Source organism: Marinobacter orientalis (genome assembly GCF_004792665.1).
GTDB classification, from domain to species: domain Bacteria; phylum Pseudomonadota; class Gammaproteobacteria; order Pseudomonadales; family Oleiphilaceae; genus Marinobacter; species Marinobacter orientalis.
The window spans coordinates 1,127,860-1,146,844 of record NZ_SRZX01000001.1 but is presented as its reverse complement, the minus strand read 5'-3'; the positions used below and the strand labels follow the sequence as shown (position 1 = coordinate 1,146,844).

The 18,985-nt window shown below is 54.5% G+C and carries 20 protein-coding genes; 11 read left to right on the top strand and 9 right to left on the bottom strand.

Going from position 1 to position 18,985, the window contains the following annotated elements; translation table 11 throughout:
- Positions 1-878: 878 nt before the first annotated feature.
- From DIT72_RS05400 to DIT72_RS18555, 3 genes are read left to right on the top strand one after another with little or no spacing between them, the layout of a single operon-like run.
- Positions 879-1,907: a site-specific integrase gene (locus DIT72_RS05400; protein ID WP_135954143.1), complete on the top strand. Its 1,029-nt coding sequence runs from the start codon at positions 879-881 to the stop codon at positions 1,905-1,907.
- On the top strand, positions 1,897-2,256 hold the full coding sequence (locus DIT72_RS05395) for a hypothetical protein (RefSeq protein ID WP_135954142.1): 360 nt from the start codon (positions 1,897-1,899) through the stop codon (positions 2,254-2,256). The genes DIT72_RS05400 and DIT72_RS05395 overlap by 11 nt, the downstream gene beginning before the upstream one ends.
- 44 nt (positions 2,257-2,300) lie before the next feature.
- Positions 2,301-2,543 (top strand): antitoxin Xre/MbcA/ParS toxin-binding domain-containing protein, encoded by a 243-nt coding sequence (locus DIT72_RS18555; protein ID WP_135954141.1) that lies wholly within the window; start codon positions 2,301-2,303, stop codon positions 2,541-2,543.
- Positions 2,544-2,609: 66 nt separating this feature from the next.
- On the opposite strand, the gene DIT72_RS05385 is transcribed toward DIT72_RS18555, so the two are convergent.
- Positions 2,610-2,825 carry a hypothetical protein gene (locus tag DIT72_RS05385; RefSeq protein WP_135954140.1) on the bottom strand — a complete coding sequence of 72 codons (216 nt, stop codon included), beginning with the start codon at positions 2,823-2,825 and terminating at the stop codon, positions 2,610-2,612.
- A gap of 13 nt (positions 2,826-2,838) precedes the next feature.
- Positions 2,839-3,093, bottom strand: a complete 255-nt coding sequence (locus DIT72_RS05380; protein ID WP_135954139.1) for a hypothetical protein — start codon at positions 3,091-3,093, stop codon at positions 2,839-2,841.
- A gap of 55 nt (positions 3,094-3,148) precedes the next feature.
- Here DIT72_RS05380 and DIT72_RS18550 point away from each other — a divergent pair, with 55 nt between their 5' ends.
- On the top strand, positions 3,149-3,460 hold the full coding sequence (locus tag DIT72_RS18550; protein WP_135954138.1) for an MbcA/ParS/Xre antitoxin family protein: 312 nt from the start codon (positions 3,149-3,151) through the stop codon (positions 3,458-3,460).
- A 62-nt stretch (positions 3,461-3,522) separates the two neighbouring features.
- On the opposite strand, the gene DIT72_RS05370 is transcribed toward DIT72_RS18550, so the two are convergent.
- The 3 genes from DIT72_RS05370 to DIT72_RS05360 form a co-directional block, all read right to left on the bottom strand.
- On the bottom strand, positions 3,523-4,809 hold the full coding sequence (locus DIT72_RS05370; protein ID WP_168355021.1) for a phospholipase D-like domain-containing protein: 1,287 nt from the start codon (positions 4,807-4,809) through the stop codon (positions 3,523-3,525).
- A 732-nt stretch (positions 4,810-5,541) separates the two neighbouring features.
- Positions 5,542-6,906 (bottom strand): tyrosine-type recombinase/integrase, encoded by a 1,365-nt coding sequence (locus tag DIT72_RS05365; RefSeq protein ID WP_135954136.1) that lies wholly within the window; start codon positions 6,904-6,906, stop codon positions 5,542-5,544.
- A 282-nt stretch (positions 6,907-7,188) separates the two neighbouring features.
- Positions 7,189-8,766 (bottom strand): FAD-binding oxidoreductase, encoded by a 1,578-nt coding sequence (locus DIT72_RS05360; protein WP_135954135.1) that lies wholly within the window; start codon positions 8,764-8,766, stop codon positions 7,189-7,191.
- A 367-nt stretch (positions 8,767-9,133) separates the two neighbouring features.
- Between DIT72_RS05360 and DIT72_RS05355 the strand changes: the two genes are divergently transcribed.
- Positions 9,134-9,853 (top strand): Crp/Fnr family transcriptional regulator, encoded by a 720-nt coding sequence (locus tag DIT72_RS05355; protein WP_135954134.1) that lies wholly within the window; start codon positions 9,134-9,136, stop codon positions 9,851-9,853.
- Positions 9,854-9,864: 11 nt separating this feature from the next.
- On the opposite strand, the gene DIT72_RS05350 is transcribed toward DIT72_RS05355, so the two are convergent.
- On the bottom strand, positions 9,865-10,881 hold the full coding sequence (locus DIT72_RS05350) for a PAS domain-containing protein (RefSeq protein WP_135954133.1): 1,017 nt from the start codon (positions 10,879-10,881) through the stop codon (positions 9,865-9,867).
- A gap of 262 nt (positions 10,882-11,143) precedes the next feature.
- On the opposite strand from DIT72_RS05350, the gene DIT72_RS05345 reads away from it, so the two are divergent.
- Together DIT72_RS05345 and DIT72_RS05340 are read left to right on the top strand one after the other, a co-directional pair.
- The gene (locus DIT72_RS05345; protein ID WP_135954132.1) at positions 11,144-11,746 is read left to right on the top strand and encodes a PAS domain-containing protein; all 603 of its coding nucleotides are present in this window, start codon (positions 11,144-11,146) and stop codon (positions 11,744-11,746) included.
- The gene (locus tag DIT72_RS05340) at positions 11,746-14,274 is read left to right on the top strand and encodes a chemotaxis protein CheB (RefSeq protein WP_135954131.1); all 2,529 of its coding nucleotides are present in this window, start codon (positions 11,746-11,748) and stop codon (positions 14,272-14,274) included. The genes DIT72_RS05345 and DIT72_RS05340 overlap by 1 nt, the downstream gene beginning before the upstream one ends.
- Before the next feature lie 37 nt (positions 14,275-14,311).
- On the opposite strand, the gene DIT72_RS05335 is transcribed toward DIT72_RS05340, so the two are convergent.
- A complete protein-coding gene (locus DIT72_RS05335; protein ID WP_228260732.1) occupies positions 14,312-14,767 on the bottom strand; it encodes a DUF4864 domain-containing protein in 456 nt (151 codons plus the stop codon).
- 151 nt (positions 14,768-14,918) lie between these two features.
- On the opposite strand from DIT72_RS05335, the gene DIT72_RS05330 reads away from it, so the two are divergent.
- Positions 14,919-15,209, top strand: coding sequence for a DUF6482 family protein (locus tag DIT72_RS05330; protein ID WP_135954130.1), 291 nt, complete (start codon positions 14,919-14,921; stop codon positions 15,207-15,209).
- A gap of 98 nt (positions 15,210-15,307) precedes the next feature.
- On the opposite strand, the gene DIT72_RS05325 is transcribed toward DIT72_RS05330, so the two are convergent.
- The gene (locus tag DIT72_RS05325) at positions 15,308-15,763 is read right to left on the bottom strand and encodes an Hsp20/alpha crystallin family protein (RefSeq protein WP_135954129.1); all 456 of its coding nucleotides are present in this window, start codon (positions 15,761-15,763) and stop codon (positions 15,308-15,310) included.
- A 184-nt stretch (positions 15,764-15,947) separates the two neighbouring features.
- Here DIT72_RS05325 and DIT72_RS05320 point away from each other — a divergent pair, with 184 nt between their 5' ends.
- From DIT72_RS05320 to DIT72_RS05310, 3 genes are all read left to right on the top strand, one after another.
- Complete coding sequence (locus tag DIT72_RS05320) at positions 15,948-16,304, top strand: PilZ domain-containing protein (protein ID WP_135954128.1); 357 nt, start codon at positions 15,948-15,950, stop codon at positions 16,302-16,304.
- Between the two features lie 68 nt (positions 16,305-16,372).
- Complete coding sequence (locus tag DIT72_RS05315) at positions 16,373-16,807, top strand: PAS domain-containing protein (RefSeq protein ID WP_135954127.1); 435 nt, start codon at positions 16,373-16,375, stop codon at positions 16,805-16,807.
- A gap of 7 nt (positions 16,808-16,814) precedes the next feature.
- On the top strand, positions 16,815-17,105 hold the full coding sequence (locus DIT72_RS05310) for a hypothetical protein (protein WP_168355020.1): 291 nt from the start codon (positions 16,815-16,817) through the stop codon (positions 17,103-17,105).
- Between the two features lie 59 nt (positions 17,106-17,164).
- On the opposite strand, the gene DIT72_RS05305 is transcribed toward DIT72_RS05310, so the two are convergent.
- A complete protein-coding gene (locus DIT72_RS05305; protein WP_135954125.1) occupies positions 17,165-18,973 on the bottom strand; it encodes an ABCB family ABC transporter ATP-binding protein/permease in 1,809 nt (602 codons plus the stop codon).
- Between the last annotated feature and the right edge of the window lie 12 nt (positions 18,974-18,985).

The following is an 18,985-nucleotide window of genomic DNA, read 5'->3' as shown; positions in this document are numbered from 1 at the left end:
TTTTGCGTGGGCAAGTACGCCAAGTGGCTTTCTATTGGGAAGGCGGGAACGCTTGGTGCGATTGAAAGAGTTGTTTGCTGTTGGATACATTTTCACAGCAATCCGGAGTTAACGCGGAAAATTCGTGTTTTCTCGCGTTGAGATGCGCGCGATGTTTCGTCACAATTGTATTCAATTCCTCCCGCTCATAATTTTTGAGATAGGGGGTTGCTAGCTGGGCATTCAAAACAATCAGCAATTGTTCCCGGCTTTGCCGGACTCAGAAAGGATCCGCGTGATCACCCCTTCCAACGGATCATTCTCGATCCATTATCTACAAATGGTGGCAACGCCACCTTACTTCCTATGTGCGTTTTTTACCTGACGCCCGACCAAAAACCGATCCACTGACCACTCAGCAGTGCTGCTGTTTACATAGTGAGATGGAAATAGGAAAGAGGCTTGAAAAAATACTAATATCAGTATGTTGCAGGCCTGACCAATGACCGAAAATTGCCGGAAAGGTCTACGTTAACTCCGCAATTGAGCAACAGGGAACGTTTCCAGCGCATCATCGTTGGCTGCTCACCTACCTGGTCATCCCTCCGCCGTTTGGCAAAACCTCCATTGTGATATCTCGCTGATTACGAGATGCCGCTCCCCGTACACGCTGTCGATTCTCGATCTCGTGTTCACGGTTCGCAATTGAGACGAAACAGTGCTGATACAGCAGCACGATGGATGCTCCCACCGTCAGGGCTTTCTGAACCCTGGCACAGTCACACTTACTGCGGACTACGGGGCGGAGCATCAGCGTGGGAACCGGCTCTTAGCCCCAGATTCCGCATGGTTTGCCACGCACACTGTATTCATGAGTTTTCAACAGAAAGGAGGGTGGTATGAGTAATAAATCTGTCAAACGAGGTCGCCGCTCCGCCAAGCGGAAAAAGCCGAGTTACAGGCGAAACTACAACTGTGGCAAAAAACTGAGCGAGGCTATTCATAAGGCGTTGGACCAGGACTACGGCACCGACAGCCACTTCAACACGCGAGCGACCCACAAGCGCCGCTCGGCTGTGTTCGTACGCTATTGCAATCGTCGCGGCATGAACGATGCCAGGAAAATCGACCGGGAATTCATCCTTCAATTCGGGGCTTACATCAAAGCCAGATTGAATGGCGACTACGATTGGCCCGATGGGAATGTGGATGAGCAAATCTCCGTTGCATACGCGCACAATGCCATCAGCACGGTTAATACCATAATGCGGGCATTCCGTGGTGATAACGCCTTGAAAGTATCGGCTAGAGAAATCCTGGGTGTTTGCAGGCAGTCGGTTCGGACCAAAGAAATCCAGGCGGATGTGGTGGACGCCAAGTATGCAGCCAATCTGGCAATTGCTGCCGGATTTGGGCGTGGCGCTGCTTTAATTCTGTTGGCCCGTGCCTGGGGTATGCGGGTAAGGGAGTGCATTCTTCAGGATCTTGACCGTATAAAACGGGAAATCGAGGTCACAGGGGAGGCCGCGATTCTCGAAGGCTGCAAAGGCGGGAGAAAAGCTAAAGACCGCACGATCAAGGCGAATGAATTTCGTATGGAAGCGCTGAAGTATGCAATCGAGGTGCGACCGGAAGGATCCCGGAACTTGTTGTCGGAAACCGACACGGTAAAGTCTTTTTTGATGAAAGAGGTTAATCCTTGCCGGCAATTTTTGCTGTCGTCTGGAATTCCTCATTTCGTGGAACTCAGGGCAGGTTTTGCGCAGGATATCTATGAAGAGGTGATGGGCGGGCCGTCACCGCTGAAAGCACCGATCCGCGACAAAATCATGGATCGGATCGCCAGAGAGGAGGTCTCCCGGCAGTTGGGCCACTACCGAGTGTCAGTAGCCAGTTCTTACGTGGGAGGGATGCGCAATGCAGCTTGACCACATTCTGGCGCGGTTGGATTTCAGTGCACTCAGCGAAACGGAGCGGAAACGGTACATCAACCGGATCAATCGGATTGGTGCGGTTATTGAATTGCAATTCCCGCACGTGGCCCGGCCAGAGCAGATTAAGCTTAAACATTGCCTGTACTTCCGGAATGTATGGCTGCCCGCCCATTCCTCGTCTGAATCAACTAAAAAAGAAAATCTGCGTGTTCTCAGATTGCTCGTCAGAGCGTTAGGGCGCCCTGAAGCCTGGCTGGGAGCTCTCGATAAAAAGGCTCCAACAAGCCAAGGAGGCCGTCCGGGTAAGATTGGTGTAAAACAATCGAAAAAGTACTACCGTTAACGGACGAAGATCCAGGTGGAAACTGATTGGCGAGGTCACTCCCAATGCCGATAAATGACAGTGAGATCTCAGGTAGCGATAAGCCGGAGCTTTCAGAGCTCAAAAGCGCAGTGTGGCTGGAAGTTGTTGAATTATTTGAAGGCGACGAAGCCCTGGCTCGGGATTGGATGGGGCGACCCCGGCCGTTTCTGGGTAATGTCGCGCCGGAGTGTTTGCTGGAGACTCACGAGGATATTGGTCGGCTACGGCGTTTTATTCAGCAAATCCAGCTGGGCATAATCCCTTAGTCGTGAAAGCTCTTCTCGGCAAAGAGCCCCAACCACGAATGTGTGATCGGGGCTGCGCTGGAGCGCTTAGTGCAGTGTGGTCGAATTATCCACCATCAAGCGGGCGCCGGTATCGAAATCGAGAGTCGCCAGGAGGCGCTCAGGTTCGCTGGAGTTCTGATACATATCGATGTTGATCCAGTTCTCACCGCGTTGCATTTGGACATTAATGTGCAGATCGCCGCAGCCAAATTCGCATGCGAGTGCGGCGGCTAGCCGTTTTGCTTCGATTATAGATTTCATAGTTACTTTTCCTTCAGAACCAAGTGTTAGTTTTGATGTCGCCAAGCTGATCCACCAATGATTTTTGGCGTGGCGTATGTGAGATAGACGATCCAGAGTTGTCGGTGTCATCTCCGGGGTTGTCGATAGTTTCCGTCACCGCTGCGGTGCTGCCGTCGAAACAAGACAGATCCAGTGACACAACAGCGCCTTTGAAGTGATCAACGGTTTCTGCGACTGCAAGTGCTTGTTTTAGCAACGAGCTGATCTCTCTGAGTGCATTCTTCATATATAAAACTCCTGTGGAATTAGATTTTTGACCGGTCGAATTCCACAATACACGAATGCGCAGTTTGACCAAGCAATTGGTCTGGCGAGCGTTTTGCGAAGGGACCGAGGATGTGATTCAAGCTAGAAAATGGGTGGCCGGGATGACTGATGTGAGTAAGGAGGAAGTTGTAGCTGAACTGAGGGAGCGGGTTTATCGTGATGTTCTTGAGCTCTTCGAGGGCGACAAAGCTAATGCCAATCGATGGCTATCTTCGCCGATTAGGGTCTTGGGCAACCACTCCCCGGTATCGCTAATGGAGACCAAAACGGGGCTTGAAAAAATACGAAGACTGATCAAAAAATGGGAACAAGGAGCTGTCTCGTAGTTGATGGCCGCTCTTTCGCAGCTAATCCATGTCGCTGTAGGTCATGTTCTTCTGCGCCTTCACTATGATTGCGTTTTGATCACCAGGACAGGATTCTCTTGATATTGAATTACGCTTAATCGGAAGCGGGTGCCAGTGAGAAAATCTCTAACATTCTTGTTGTCAATGCCAAGCTCCTTGTAGGTGAAGCTCGTAAAAAACTTTCGAAAGAAGGAAGAAATGCTGTCTGGAGCCCCAAAAAAATCATCGTCCAATATTTTCACGAGCGTCTTGTACTGATCGTTCCACTGAGAACCGCCTTTTGAGTAACTTTTTCGGATTAATCGGAATTCGTCTCCTGTAAAAAGAAAAGCTGCTTCACATGCTCCCAAATACGGGTGTGTGAGTTTGACCTCGATGTTTCGTTTCTTGGTGTCCGTTGCAGGAAAATTGATGGTCACGCCCAGGCTGTAGCCACCGACTTCGAGTGCCCTCTTAGACCATTTCAAACTCTTCCTGATGTATGTGATTCGTGTTTTCCCGATTCTGGCAAAACCCATGCGGCCAGTTTCAGCTATTATCATTGGGTACATGGCCAATCGACTGAGAAGGTATGGTTCTGAGCTGCCGTTTGGTTTTTCAATTACCCATCGCGTCATGTCGTATTGCTGATCGGCTATGAGGCTATCGTAGTCATCCCCTTCACCGTAAATGTGCTCAATGGAGGCGTAAACGATTCCATTGGACATCCTGATGCGAGACTGTCGCTCTAGATACTCAAGGCGACGGAGAAGAGTTTTGTGCTTTTTTTCTTTATGTTGTGCGAGGAGATTAACGAATTCTGCTTCCGTCCCTTCTAGCAGCTGTTTATGCCGCTTGATGTGGGGCAAAAGCTTAGCAAGGAGCGTGTCAATGAAGTCTTCGTCGATGGATGTGGCATCGTCCCTCCAGCGGATTAACGAATCAACAAAGTTTGATCCGATCAGAGTCGCTGCGGGAACAGCTGTGCATTCCTTACTCTTCCTGCCATAAGACGTGAAGTTCTGAGAGCCAACTGTAATCAACTTGTCGTCGGTGAGCAGCACCTTCGCATGGAGGCGCGGGGTGCTCAACACATTGATACCGTTGGACAATGCGCGCTTGATGGCTTGGAGTTGTTTAGGCATTCCGAGCAGAGACGAGGGATCCAGATCTGTGACGATGGTGATACTCTCATTTTCAAGCTGCGCGTTCTTGAGCAGCGAGATAAGCAGGCCATCGAAGAAAGGGGTGTATACAGTGATCGACTCTGCAGCCTCAGAAACCCGACTCTTCCAGATACGGTAAACATCTTTGGCAAGGTAAATTCGGTTAGCTTCAGATACCTTCATCTCTGCCTTTCGCCTTTTTTGCGCGGACAACTGGCCCCTAGGAAAGGAGTGCGCCATTGACGATCTCCGGGTCTGAAACGGATCGTGATCAACTGATTAAAGCCCGAAACTGGCTTGATAATCAGACTCAAAGCTCAGAGTCATCGTCTTTTGGAGCAGAATGAAGCAGTCCAATCTCACGCCCGTTTATTACCAGTGGAGTCTCTCCAGTGATGTTATGTTTTTTCTGATATCGATACAGCTCCAGCAGGATGTCCCCGATTCTTGAGTTTGAATCAGCGTACACTGAGCCAGCGCCTCAAATTAGTGAGCCTCGACCCTATTCTTTCCATACGCTTCTCAGGAGAGTTATTTGATGTTCCCCGCGTTGTCGACATATCTCGTCCTTCTTTATCTGTCATTTTTTTTGAACTATTTCATTATTGGTCCTTAGAACCGAAGTGTATCCTCCAAAATAAGCTCGAAGCTCAAACAATGTTGTGAGAATCAATCATCATCTGACTGGAAATGAGACAAACTGAGCTCATCGCCATGAACCGTATTTAATTAAAGTTGGTGCTTTAAAATAGGGTAGATGCCCTGATAGGAGAGTGGCAACAGGGCGCGGTTTCATAATGGCTTCTTAACGAGACTAGGATTTGGTAGACGACACCTGAGCAGGCTCGGCCTGGAGCCGTCTTTCTTGCGAAATCGGGCCCCTATCCTAGACGTAGAAAAGTCTTGCGAACACCATCAGCCTGCCGGCTGGTAGACATCAGCTTTGGCCGCTAGAGAGCGTCCCAGCAAATCCCACGCAACTCTCATCTGATCCATGCTATGACCATGTTGATATCGACGACGGACACCTAGGGGACGGTGATTCTGGCAGGCATCAATAATATCCGGCGTTACTTCGAGCATTTGCATTTGAGTTGCCGCCGTACGCCTCAGGTCATGCACTGTCCAATGGCCATCAGGCAGTATCAAGGTTGAGTGGTTTTTTGTCCGGCCTTTTTTCTGCGGTGCATCAGGAGCACGTTGTCGCTCGCATACAGCCTTGCTCAATACTTTGGGCAGCATGTAAGGACGTTCTTCCGATTTTATTGATGGCATAATCCAGCCGGTATGGCCTGTGAGTTTATGTAACTCGGACAACCACTTTTTAGAGTATTCCGACAAATAAATAATAATCGGATCAGTATTTTTTGAATTTTCGTCCGGAATCAGCCAAGTGTTAGTCGCAAAATTCACGTGATCCCACCTTCCTTTAAATAACTCAATACCGCGGCACCCTGTCCCAAGAAGGATGTGAACAGAGCATTGCAGATTCAGTGACAAACCGGACTCTGGCAATATTCGGTATAGATCTTCCAGCTCATCCTCTTTTGTTCTAGTCGCACAAAGTACTCTATTCCTGATTTTATCTTTCCCGCCGACGTCTGCTTTGTCGAGGCAATCTAAAACGGAGTACTCAATGAACTCCCTTTTGACGGCCAACTTGAACATCGCTTTTGTGTAGGACATCACCGTGTTGGCCATTGAGTTGTGTCCAGCTTCGAGTACAGGATCAATCGCGGCAAAGAAATCTTGGCGCGTAAACTCCTGGATGGGTATCGTGCCAAAGCGATCAAGCAAATGATTGTGCAGGATCGTCATAGCGTGCGTTCCGCCATCCTTATGTCCTTTCTTTTTATTGGCGAGCTGTGCAGCGTAAACAGTGGCAACATCGTTCAAGGTCCGCAATGCCTGCTTCCGTTCTATTTCCAGCAGGTGCTCAGCCTTTCGCTGTTCGGCTTGCTTCTTTTTTTCCTCTTGGGGGTCTTCTCCCTGTCGAATACGGACCCGCCATGTCTCGGCCTGCTCCCTCGCAGAACGCGTTCGCAGTCCTTCGCAAAAAGCACCAAGTGAATACTTTCGCCCGACCCACTGGCCGGAACCAACCTGAACGGTATACCTCAGATGCCAAACTTTTCTTCCGCTGGGCGTTACACGCAATACTAGGCCGGTGACAGTGGAATCCTGGATGTAAGCGTCTTTCTGGCTGGGGAGTTGTTTCGAGATATATTTATCTGCTGAATCGGCGCTCCTTGGAAGAAGCGCCTTGTTTTTTACTGCCATTTTCTGACTCCGTTAAAGCTAATTTTAAAGAATTTTGGGTACTGGCTGGGGACAGATTCTGGCTTGGGTACATGCTGGGTACCGGTAAAACGTCTTGCCACAACCTGAACCAATTCAACACACAAAAATTCTATAAAAAAACTATATAAAACATATAGTTATTACGAATTAACGGAACCGAAATGAACCTGAATGAACCGAAATGAAACACTAGACTACTGCCTTCGGGACGAAGGGGTCGCAGGTTCGAATCCTGCCACGCCGACCAGATCCAACCTTAGATTAGATCAACACCCCGGGATTCAACATACCCCCGGGGTCCAGCGTTTTCTTTGTCGCCTTTAAAACCTCCGCAAACAGCTCCGGCCTCTGGCGATCATAACCCCACCGGTGATCACGGCCGACGGCGTGGTGATGGGTGATCGTGCCGCCCAGGTCGATCAGGGTTTCCATCACCGCCAGCTTGATCTCGTCCCACTGTTTTACCTGGTCGCCATGCCGCCCCGGGGCAATCACGGTGTAATAGGGTGCCGGGCCATCAGGGTAGACGTGGGTGAAGCGACAGGTGACGAGCGCCTTGCCACAGATCTCCCGGGTCACCCTGTTCACGGTTTCGCTGACGCCGCGGTGGAAATCTTCGAACCTGTCCCAGGTAATGGCGGTTTCGAAAGTTTCTGCCACCAGCCCCAGGCGGATCAGCCCATCCCGCATGTAGGGAGCGCGGATAAACTGCTGGCGCCAGTCACCTGCCTGGTCCTTATCGGGCTTCTGTTGCCGGTTGGCCTGGACAGCTCCGCCGGCATCGGTGACGATTTCCAGTGCCCGCTCCATCCACCCATCCACCGGATGGTCAGCAGACTCGAAGCCGACAATAAGTAAGTGCTTACTTCCGTTTTCGATGCCGTTAATCATCGCTTCGCGGGCATCAATCAGACGACAATTGGTGGGATAAAGGCCGGACTGGGACAGCCTGCGAACCGCTTCTGCCCCCTGCAGAAACTCCCCGAAATGAACGGTTCGGGTGGCCCGGAATTGCGGCCGCTCCTGCACACGCATCCAGGCGGAGGTTACAAATCCGAGAATGCCCTCAGAGCCCAGGAACAGTCGGTCCGGCGAAGGTCCGGCGCCCGAGCCCGGCAGCCGCCGGGTTTCCAGGGCTCCCCTGGGGGTCACCACACGGGTGGATTCCACCAGCTCATCAATGTGGGTGTAGAGGGTGGCAAAATGGCCGCCGGAGCGGGTGGCAATCCAGCCGCCCAGGGTCGAGAACTCAAAGGACTGGGGGAAATGCCGCAGGGTATAGCCGTGGGGCCGGAGACCGTCCTCAAGGGCTGGCCCATAGATGCCGCCCTCTATATGAGCCGCCCGGGACTGATGATCCACTTCAATAATGCGGTTGAAGCGCTCCATATCGACGGTAACGGTGCCTTTCCAGTTTCCCTCATAGCGGGGCTCGGTGCCTCCCACCACACTGGAGCCGCCGCCGTAGGGAATCACCGCAGCGCCAATGCTGCTGGCGTAGTCCAGCACGTCGAGAAGCTCCTGTTCGGTGGAGGGCCGGGCAATCAGGTCCGGGGCGCAGCGGTAATCCCCCGCCAGACCCCGCACAATGTCGCGGAAGGATTTGCCGTAGGTATGGCTGGCGCGGTCGCGGCGGTCCGAAGAGATCATCGGAGCCAACGACGCCGGAGGCTGCAACCGGCAGTCCGGCATGTCCAGGTCCGCCAACACCGGCAGAGCCTGACAGGCGAGCTCTGCATCACCAAACTGTAAGCCGACCAGCTGACGCAACTGGCTGATCTGCCGGTCATCGAATGCCTTGTCTTCGTTACCCCAACCCCAGAAATTGCGTAATGTCATGGAAATCTGCCTTTTTTATTTTGCGTTCAGTCTAGTTCAAGGTGATCGGCGATGCCCTCAGGTTTGGCCAGCCTGAGCTCTATTACCAGCCCAAGGTGAATATCAACGGACACTAGAGCTGGGGTGCGAGCCGGGGCAGGATTTTTTCTACAGCAGGCCGATGCCGCTGACGACGGCACTGGAATGGGCAGACAGCTTTATCTGGGATAATTGGTCCAACAGCCTCGAACACCAGCCACCTGCACAGCTACTGCCGGCATGTTCAAGCACTAGAACATGCGACAGAATCTGATATTCTTTCAACCGGAATGTCTGTTTTATGTTAGCGTGATGCACCGAATAACGGTAGCTCCGCCAAGAGGTGGCAATGCCCGATCCATCAATTTCTCAAGAACAGAATCATCTGCTGGCCGCATTGCCGGACAGCATCAAAGCACGCGTTTTTCCGCGCCTCAAACTGGTTGAAATGAAACTCGGCGACGTGATCTACGAATCCGACCAGCCCATTGAGTTTGTCTATTTCCCCGCCAACGGCATCGTCTCGCTGCTTTACGACATGATCAACGGCTCGTCCGCCGAAATCTCCGTGGTCGGCAACGAGGGCATGACCGGTATCGCTGTCGTCATGGGTGGAGACAGCACCCCCAACAGAACGATTGTGCAAAGCAGCGGGTTTGCTTACCGGATGCCGGCCGCGGAACTCAAGAGTGAATTCGACAACAGTCCCGAGGTACGGGTGCTGACACTGCGCTATACCCAGGCGCTGATCACCCAGATGTCCCAGACCGCGGCATGTAATCGCCACCATTCCATTGACCAGCAACTGTGCCGGTGGCTGCTGTTGTCTCTCGACCGCCTGCCGGGCAATAAGCTGAAAATGACCCAGGAACTCATTGCCAACATGCTGGGCGTGCGCCGTGAAGGTGTCACCGAAGCGGCCGGCAAACTGCAGGATCTGGGGATTATCGAATACCACCGCGGCCAGATTACAGTGAAAGACCGTCCGGGGCTCGAGGCTCTCAGCTGTGAATGCTATGCCGCGGTCAGGCGGGAAACAGAGCGCCTGACCTCAGGGCTACTCCAGTAACTGAGAGCTGGTTATCGGCTCACAAGCCGCGGTTTCGGGCGCACTGCGTGAGCTTTCTGGCTCAGTTCCTTGATCCGGTACATGGCCATATCCGCTGTTTTCAGGAGCTCATCAACGGTCTCCCCATTGTCGGGATACACGCTGACTCCGATACTGAGCTGAAGTGACACATCCCGTCCATCAATATCCATCGGCACTGCAACCGTTTCACGTATTTTGTCAGCAACGGCAAAAGCCTGGTCCGCCCCGGTGATGCTCCCGAAGCGGTTGTGTATCGGTGCTGCCGAGTCTTCAATCGCCAGCTCCACGCCGTCTCTGGCCACCAACAGCGCGTTCGCTTCCAGAGCCACAATGCTGTCGGACTGAATGGCGCGGCGGGCGGGATCAGTCACAGGCTGACGGGTGTCGGCATCGACCACCTGAAAAACGTCACTCAGGGGCCGCCCAACGGCCTCCTCACGGCTGAATCCGGTCAGCGTCTCTGCCACAACATTCAGATAGACAATCCGGCCCTCAATGTCGGTGCTCAGTACGGCATCACCAATGCAGTCGAGGGTGACCTGCGCCCGTTCCTTTTCCTCAAACAGCTGTTCCTCGGCCTGCCTGCGGCCCTTCTCATCGGCTTTGTAGCTGCTGATGTCTTCTACGGTATGCACGTATCCGAGGTGGGGCATATTGTCTGTCAGCAGAGCGGCATTATGGCGAGTCCAGATCACCCCGCCATCCGGACTCTGCAATCGCGCTTCGCACATGAAAGGCTCCTGGCCCAACAAGGCAGCGTGCCAGTGCCGGACTGTTTTCTCGTGGTCCTCGGGGTGAATGACCGAGCTCCAGTGCGAGCCGATCAGCTCGTCTCCGGTCCAGCCGCAGAGCTTCTGATAGGCCTCATTGCTGGAAAGGCATTTGCCATCCCGGTCCGTCACCAGAATACCCAGCGGTAATACATCACCCGGCGGGATACCATGACTCCGCACCGCGTTGGCTTCGGTATCCGCCGTCAACGGAAAAAAATCGCGATTTCGTAGCATGATCTGTTCCCTGTTTTTAACAACTTCAACACAGCGGTGCGCACAGCCATCCGCCCGGCAACATCCTGTTACAAAGACGATAGGCTTCGCCCGGAAGATCTTCGGTACGCTACCGCACACACCAGGTCCCCTTTTCAAAAACACCAACGGGCGCTATTCGGGAATCTCAAGGAGGAGTAGACTTCACTGACGTAACTCGCGCGCCGGTTTTGAGAGGTGCATTTGAGAAGCACCATCCTGAATGCATCTGTAAGGAGGCAAGATGACCAGCACACACAGATACCCGAACGCCGAAAGCCATGAACGGCTACGCCGCAGCGCCAGGGACCTGATCGACCACGGTGTGCCACCTCGCGGCAGCGGTGGCACTCTGAGCGTGGATGCGCTGCAACTGCTTTACGAGCGCGCCAGCACGCCCGAATCCGCTGCTGACGCCCGCAAGTTGCTCCATGAGCTGCAGACCTATCAGGTGGAGCTCGATCTTCTGTATGAGCAGCTTCAGGCCAATGAACAGGAAATCAGCGAGGACCTGGCGCATTACAGGGCGCTTTTCGAGCAGGCGCCTGCCCCCTATCTGGTTATTGCCAGCGACGGCGGAATTATTGAAGGCAACCAGGCGGCAGGCGCGCTTTTCGGCGAATTCAACACGGCTCTTGCCGGCAAAGCCCTGTCGACGCTTCTGGCCCCAGGCCAGGGAGCAACCATAGAAACACTGCTCAGAACTTCTGCCGAACATGGCACCGCCAGGGGTTCGGTTGAACTCCCGGATCACCGGTGGGTCACGGTCCATGCCAGGGCTGCCGCTGACAATGACGGCGTGCTGATAATACTCACTGAAGCCACGACGGACTCTGCCAGGTTCTGATGCGTATCGTTGGTATTGGCGCCTCCGCAGGCGGCCTGGGGTCGTTCGAGGACTTTTTTCACAATACGCCCTGCGATACCGGCATGGCATTTCTGGTGGTGCAGCACCTGGACCCTACCCAGAAGGCAATGCTGCCGGAACTGCTGCAGCGCTATACCGAGATGCCGGTACACGAAGCGCAGCAGAACATGCCCGTTCGCGCCGATTCGGTCTATGTGATCCCGCCGAACCGGGAGCTGCGGGTGCTCGATGGAACCCTGAAACTGAATCAGCCGGCGGAACCCAGGGGGCGGCGCCTGCCCATCAATGTGCTGTTCTCATCCCTGGCCAGTGCCCAGAGCGAACGGGCCATTGCCGTTGTGCTGTCCGGGATGGGCTCCGATGGCACCCTGGGCATGCAGGCCATCAAGGCCACCGGCGGACTGACGCTGGTGGAGGCGCCCGACTCGGCACAGTTCGACGCCATGCCCAAGAGCGCCATAGACGCAGGTTGTGTCGATATCGTGGCAGCGGCGAATGAATTACCGGCTCGCATTCTGGAGTATGTCCGGCGTGTTCCCGAACCGGGTGAAAGTCCCGAGCATGATCATCGTGCCCTCAAGTCGCTGAGACAGCTTGACTCGATCTTCAGCCTGCTGCGACAGCACACGCGCCACGATTTTTCCCTGTATAAGCCCTCCACGCTGAACCGCCGGATTGAACGGCGTATGGCCATCCACGGTATTGCGGATCTGAAGGATTACACCCGTTTCCTGGCCGATAACAGCCAGGAAGTACAGCTGTTATTCCAGGAACTGCTGATCGGCGTTACCAGGTTTTTCCGGGATCCCGAGACCTGGGACTACCTGATTGAAACCGCGCTGCCGGAACTGCTCACGGAGCAAGCGCCGGAACATACGCTGCGGGCCTGGGTGGTCGGTTGCTCCACCGGAGAGGAGGCCTATTCCCTGGCCATTGCGTTTACAGAAGCGCAGGAGGCTACCAATCCGGGGCAGGAGCTCGATCTGCAGATTTTTGCCTCCGACATCAGCCCGGAAGCGATCACCGTGGCACGGCGGGGGCAGTACCCGCTCAGTATCGAAGACACCGTCTCCAAAGACCGGCTGGCGCGTTTTTTCACCAGACATGACAATTATTATCAGGTACGTCCTACCATACGTGACAGAATATTGTTTGCACCCCACGATGTCATTCTTGATCCACCGTTCACCAAGCTGGATATGATTACCTGCCGCAACCTGCTGATTTATTTCGACGTAGCGCTGCAACGGCGGATACTGCCCCTGTTCCATTACAGCCTTCGCCCCAACGGCCTGTTGATGCTGGGTACTTCCGAGACCGTCGGCCGGCTGAACCATCTGTTTGAACAACTGAAACCCAGAATGCGGCTGTACCGAAGCAAGCGCTTCGAATCCGTCCGCCACTCCGACTTCCTGTTAAAATCATTTCCACCGGTGTCCAGCATGCACAAGGAGCATCCCGTGCAATCCAGCCACGTTCCCCCAAAGGAGGCTACCGACAGCCTGCAATCCGCGGCCGACCATGTGCTGCTGCAGGTCTATGCACCGGCCGCTGTGGTGCTCAATGCGGATGCTGACATCGTTTATATCAGTGGCCGTACCGGCAAGTACCTGGAACCGGCAGCCGGGAAAGCCAACTGGAATATCCATGCCATGGCCCGTGAAGGTCTGCGCGAATCCCTGTATACAGGCCTGCGGCGGGCGTCGGAACAGGAGGAACCGCTTGAACTGTTGGGGGTGATGGTGCAGACCGACTCAGGTACCCAGGCCGTTGACGTGACCATTCAGACTCTGCACGAACCCGAAGCCCTGAAAGGCAAGACCATGGTTGTGTTCCGCGATGCACCCACACCGATGGACACCGGGCGCCGCAAACCTGCCTCTCCCACGGAAGCGGAACACGCTGCGGAAATCGAGCGCTACCAGAAGGAAATTGAAAGCCTGCGGCAGCAGGCAAAACAGACGCGGGAGGACCTGCAGGCGTCTAACGAGGAGCTTCAGTCCACTAACGAAGAGCTCCAGTCCACCAACGAAGAGCTGACAACGTCCAAAGAAGAAATGCAGTCGATGAACGAGGAGCTGCAAACCATCAACACAGAGTTGCAGAACAAGCTGGATGACCTCGCGCTCGCCCAGAGCGATATGCAGAACGTGCTCAACAGCATCGAGATTGCGGTTCTGTTTCTGGATCAGGACCTCAACGTGCGGCGCTACACTGAACGGGCCACCGCCATTATCAGCCTGCGTGAAAGTGACATCGGCCGCCCGCTGAGTGACCTTTCCACCAGCCTTGATTACCCGGAACTTCAGGAAGACGCCCGCAGGACCCTCGATACCCTGGCAGTCAGCGAAAAGCAGGTCAGTACCGATGATGATCGCTGGTTTACCGTCAGGATCATGCCCTACCGCAGGGTAGACAACGTGATTGACGGCGTGGTGATCACCCTGGTGGATATTACCGAAACCAAGCAGCTGGAAACCTCGTTACGGAAAGAGCCCCGGGCCTGACGGCTCTTTCCCGAACCTTTCTGAGCGTATAAATGCCTCAGATACCGATCTCGGCCGGTTTCAGGCGCACCCCCGCTATTTTCCAGGCGCCTTCGGTCATCACCATGCGGTAATACGCATCCCAGCGCTTGCCCTCAGGGCCCTGCAGTTTCACCACCTGTATCTCAAAGCTGTCGTGGGGCACGCGCTCGCTGAACTCTATGGCGGTAGCACTGTGCACGGCAGGGTACGCCTCGCGAACCATATCAATAAACACCCGGGAAGATCCGAAGCGGCGCTTGATGCCCTCGGAAGCGTAGGCCCAGGCCTGTTCCTGATCATTATTGGCGAACGCTTCGATCTGGCGGAGTATGGTGTCGCGGATCTCTTCATCCGTGTCGCCGGCCAGAGGCCGGGAAGACCAGAGCAACACCGCAGCCACGCCGGCCAGCACAAAAGCGATGGCTTTCATTCCGGTTCCCGGCCTGCTGATGCCCATATGGTTACGGTCCATGACGCACCTCTCATTGATTATATTTTAATCAATACGAACACCCGACCATAGCAGATTCTTTCTCAGCTCCGCTAATTGCTCATTTATTGACCCGATTGTACAACCCTTCCGTACTCTTTCCTGACGCATACGCCGAAAAGAGAGATTTCCCATGTACATGCACACCGGCGAACTGAAATCCCACAAACACGACACCATTTCCCTGCTGGAGATCGTTTCCATGGAGGGGCGCTATTACATGGCCCGATTCTATCTCGACGGGCAGGGCTACGTACTGACCGATAATCACGACAAGGTTGTCATGTTTACCGGAGCCAGCGCGGTCAAAGAATTTTTCCATGATTACCAGGTGGACGACACGGTGGTTCTCCCTCCCACCGGCACCGATGAAATGATCGGCATGCCCGACAGCGGCTCCGAAACCATGCGTGTGCCACTGTAGGGTTTTGCCGCTCTAACTGCCGGCAATCGAGAGTGCATCCACGAGGTCTGGGCCGTTGAACACTGCGCCCGGCTCTGCCTCGTTCTGGCCGTGCCGGTTTACTGAACGTCCACTTCAATGGCCTTGGGTTCAGCGGGCTCGGTCTTGGTCAGTGTCAGGGATAAAACGCCATCCTTGAAACTGGCCTTGACGCTGTCTTCGTCCACGTTTGCGGGCAGGGTAAATCGACGCAGGAAGCTGCCGTAGAACCGCTCAATGCGGTGCTGCTTCTTGTCGTCGGTCTCTTCCTCCTGTTTGCGCTCACCCTCAATGCTTAAAACGCCGTTCTGCACCGTGACTTTCACGTCGTCCTTGGACATACCCGGTAGTTCCGCCTCGATATTGAAGGCTTCCGGGGTTTCCTTGATATCCACGGCCGGGGTCCAGTCGCTGCTGCTGAACAGGTCTTTGCCTTCCCCTCCATCGGTGCCGGGTGTCAGGCCAAGTAGCCGGTTGTAACGACTCATCAGGTCATCAAACTCTCTGACCGGATTCCAGCGGGTTATGTTAGCCATACGAATCTCCTCCTGAGAATGTGTGCTCCTTGAGTGTAGGAGCGCAAGGCTATTTTTCCAGCGAGCCTGCCGTAAATCAGGCTGTTTGTTGATCAACATCAAAAAAGATGCAACCGTATGTGGGGTACCGTACAGACAATGTCAGCACATGACGTTCTTACAGAGCCACGGAAGGAACATACTGATGGAACACAGACTGAGTAAACGCACAGACGGGAAGCTTGGCGTGCTGGTTTGCAAGCGCGGAATGCCGGTGGCAACCGGTCAGGTCCGGGATGCGTCAAACCGGGGGCTTTTTATTGCCACGGACTACAACGACGTTCAGCTAAACCAGATCCTGGATCTCGAATTCGGCTTTCCTGACAAACAGGAAAAGCAGTTTCGCCGGCTCAAAGGTCTTGTTGTCCGCAAGTCGGAAAATGGTATTGGTGTCGATTTCGATGGCGTTGAAAACGACAGTTTCACCATCCTTTCACTGATCGAATGGCTTAAACAACACCACAGGTCGACGAGCCATTTCCCCGTTCGCAAGCAAGCCTGAGGATTGCCAGAAAAGGCCCTTGTTTATGAAGCTGGCCCAATTTATCCAGGCGGAAAAGGAACAACTGCTTGAAGGCTGGGCAGAAGCCGTGCCCTGCCAGCTCGGCGTCCAGCTTCTCATCCCTCAAAGAGCAGGAAACACGCCCCATCGAAACCATGCTGAAAGACTCTCTTGACCCCGCCGCCATATTCGATCCCGATTGCAGGCACCTGTTTGTCAATCAGGCTATGGCCTATCTGATCAATGCGACACATCGGGACATTGTTGGTAAAACTCCGCGTGAGCTGGGTCTGGACCTGGCCACAGAGTTGCACCACGCGATCACCACAACTGTCACTACCGGTCAGACTCAGCGTAGCGAGTTTCATCACTGCTTACCTTCCGGCCGTGAGGTATATTTTGACTGCCAGTTTGTCCCGGTCTTTAACGACCGGGATGAAGTTGAAGCTGTCGTCAAGACATCGCGGGACATCACTGAGCGCAAAACAGGTTCAGGTCTATGAGTCCTGGATGGCGCAGAGCGAATCAGAGCATATGCGGTTGAACCGGGAACTGGATGACGCTATCAGGGTGAATCAACGCTTCCTGTTGTCTCTTCAGGAGTTCAGGATGGACACTGTCAAGCTGGACAGAGAGCTGATCAGGGACGCTGGCCGAGGCGGTGATGCCGGCCGCATACTGGTAGGCATGATCGCTTTGGCTCATGCGATAGACGTCCAGGGCTTTCTGTTCTCCCGGCCCCTGCGTCAGGATGATTTCGAGGCATTACTGAGTCGGAACCGCCAGAAAAAGGCTTCTTGACAGCGTTCGGCTCAAGGTGCGTTGTCCGTTCGCGTACCAGGAGCGTTGAACGCTTACTCTCAGAATTCACTGGCCGCATCGTCGCCACTGCGATGCTGCTGCGCCCATAGATGGGCATAGCGGCCATCTCGGGCCAGTAACTCAGAGTGGTTCCCGCTTTCAACAATGCAGCCGTCGTCCATCACCAGGATGGTGTCGGCGTCCCGGGTGGTGGAAAGGCGGTGGGCAATGACCAGCGAGGTGCGCTGACGGCTGACTTCCTTCAACGCGCCCAGAATTGCCTGCTCGGACAGGGAATCCAGGGAAGACGTAGCCTCATCCAGAATCAGCACCGGCGGGTTCTTGAGGATCACCCGGGCAATCGCTACCCGCTGTTTCTCGCCACCGGAAAGTTTCAGCCCTCGCTCGCCGACCTGGGTCTGGTAGCCATCAGGCAGGCTGTGGATAAAGTTTTCCAGGTGAGCCATGCGGGCGGCCCGGAAGACTTCCTCTTCAGTGGCCTCGGGCCGGCCATAGGCCAGGTTGCGGTAGAGAGTGTCGTTGAACAGCACGGTGTCCTGGGGCACTACGCCAATCGCGGCGCGCAGGCTGTCCTGGGTGACCGAGCGAATGTCCTGGCCATCGATGGAGATACTGCCCTGATCGACATCATAGAACCGGAATAGCAGACGGGCGAGGGTAGACTTGCCTGCGCCACTGGCGCCCACCACCGCCACCGTGTGGCCGGCCGGGATGGAAAAGCTGACATCGCGAAGTATCTGACGATCCGGCCGATAGGCAAAACAGACATGGTCGAAACGGACCTCGCCTTTATCGACAACCAGAGTTTTGGCATCCGGTGCATCCTTGATCACCGGTTCGTCACCAAGCAGTCCAAACAACCGCTCCACGTTGACCAGTGCCTGGCGGATTTCCCGGTATACAAACCCCAGCGCGTTCAACGGGATAAACAGCTGCAGCAGATAGGCGTTGATCATGGTGAAATCACCCAGGGTGATCTCACCCATGGCCACTTCCCGGACCGCCATGGCCATGATGACAATCATCGCCAGACCGATGATCAGTGCCTGGCCCGAGTTCAGCGCTGCCAGGGACAGCCGGTTTTTCAGGCGGGCCTGCTCCCAGTCTTCCAGGTTCTGGTCATACATCTGCGCCTCGAAGCGCTCGTTATTGAAATACTTTACCGTCTCATAGTTCAGCAGGCTGTCCACGGCCCGGGAATTGGACTGGTTATCCCGGGAATTGGCTTCCCGTACAAACTTGGTGCGCCACTCGGTGACCTTGATGGAAAACACCACATACACCACTACCGCCACCAGAATCGCCAGCACATAGCCCACGTTGAACACGACAAACAGAATCCCCGCCACCAGCACGATTTCCAGCAGCGTGGGCACGATGTTGAACAGGGTAAAACGCAGCAGAAAGCTGATGCCGCTGGTGCCCCGCTCGATATCCCGGGCAAGGCCACCGGTCTTGCGATCCAGATGAAACGCCAACTCGCGGTTATGCAGGTGTTCAAAAACCCGCAGCGACACCCGCCTCATGGCCCGTTCCGCCACCCGCGCGAACACGGCATCCCGCAGTTCGCTGAAGAGCGTGCTGCCAAACCGGAGCAGGCCGTAGGCCACTACCAGAAGCACAGGAATCCACAGCAGCACCTCGCCACCCCGGTTCTGGTCCAGGTAATCGACGATGTACTTCAGGGCTACCGGTGTCGCGACCGTGGCCAGTTTGGAAATAACCAGGAAGGCCAATGCCAGAACGACACGGCCACGGAATTCCGCCAGATAGGGCCAGAGACCGGAAATCACTTTCCAGTTGGGTTTGTGATCCGCGGGATAATCGTTGTCGGCGTAGGCTCTCACTGTCGAGAATAA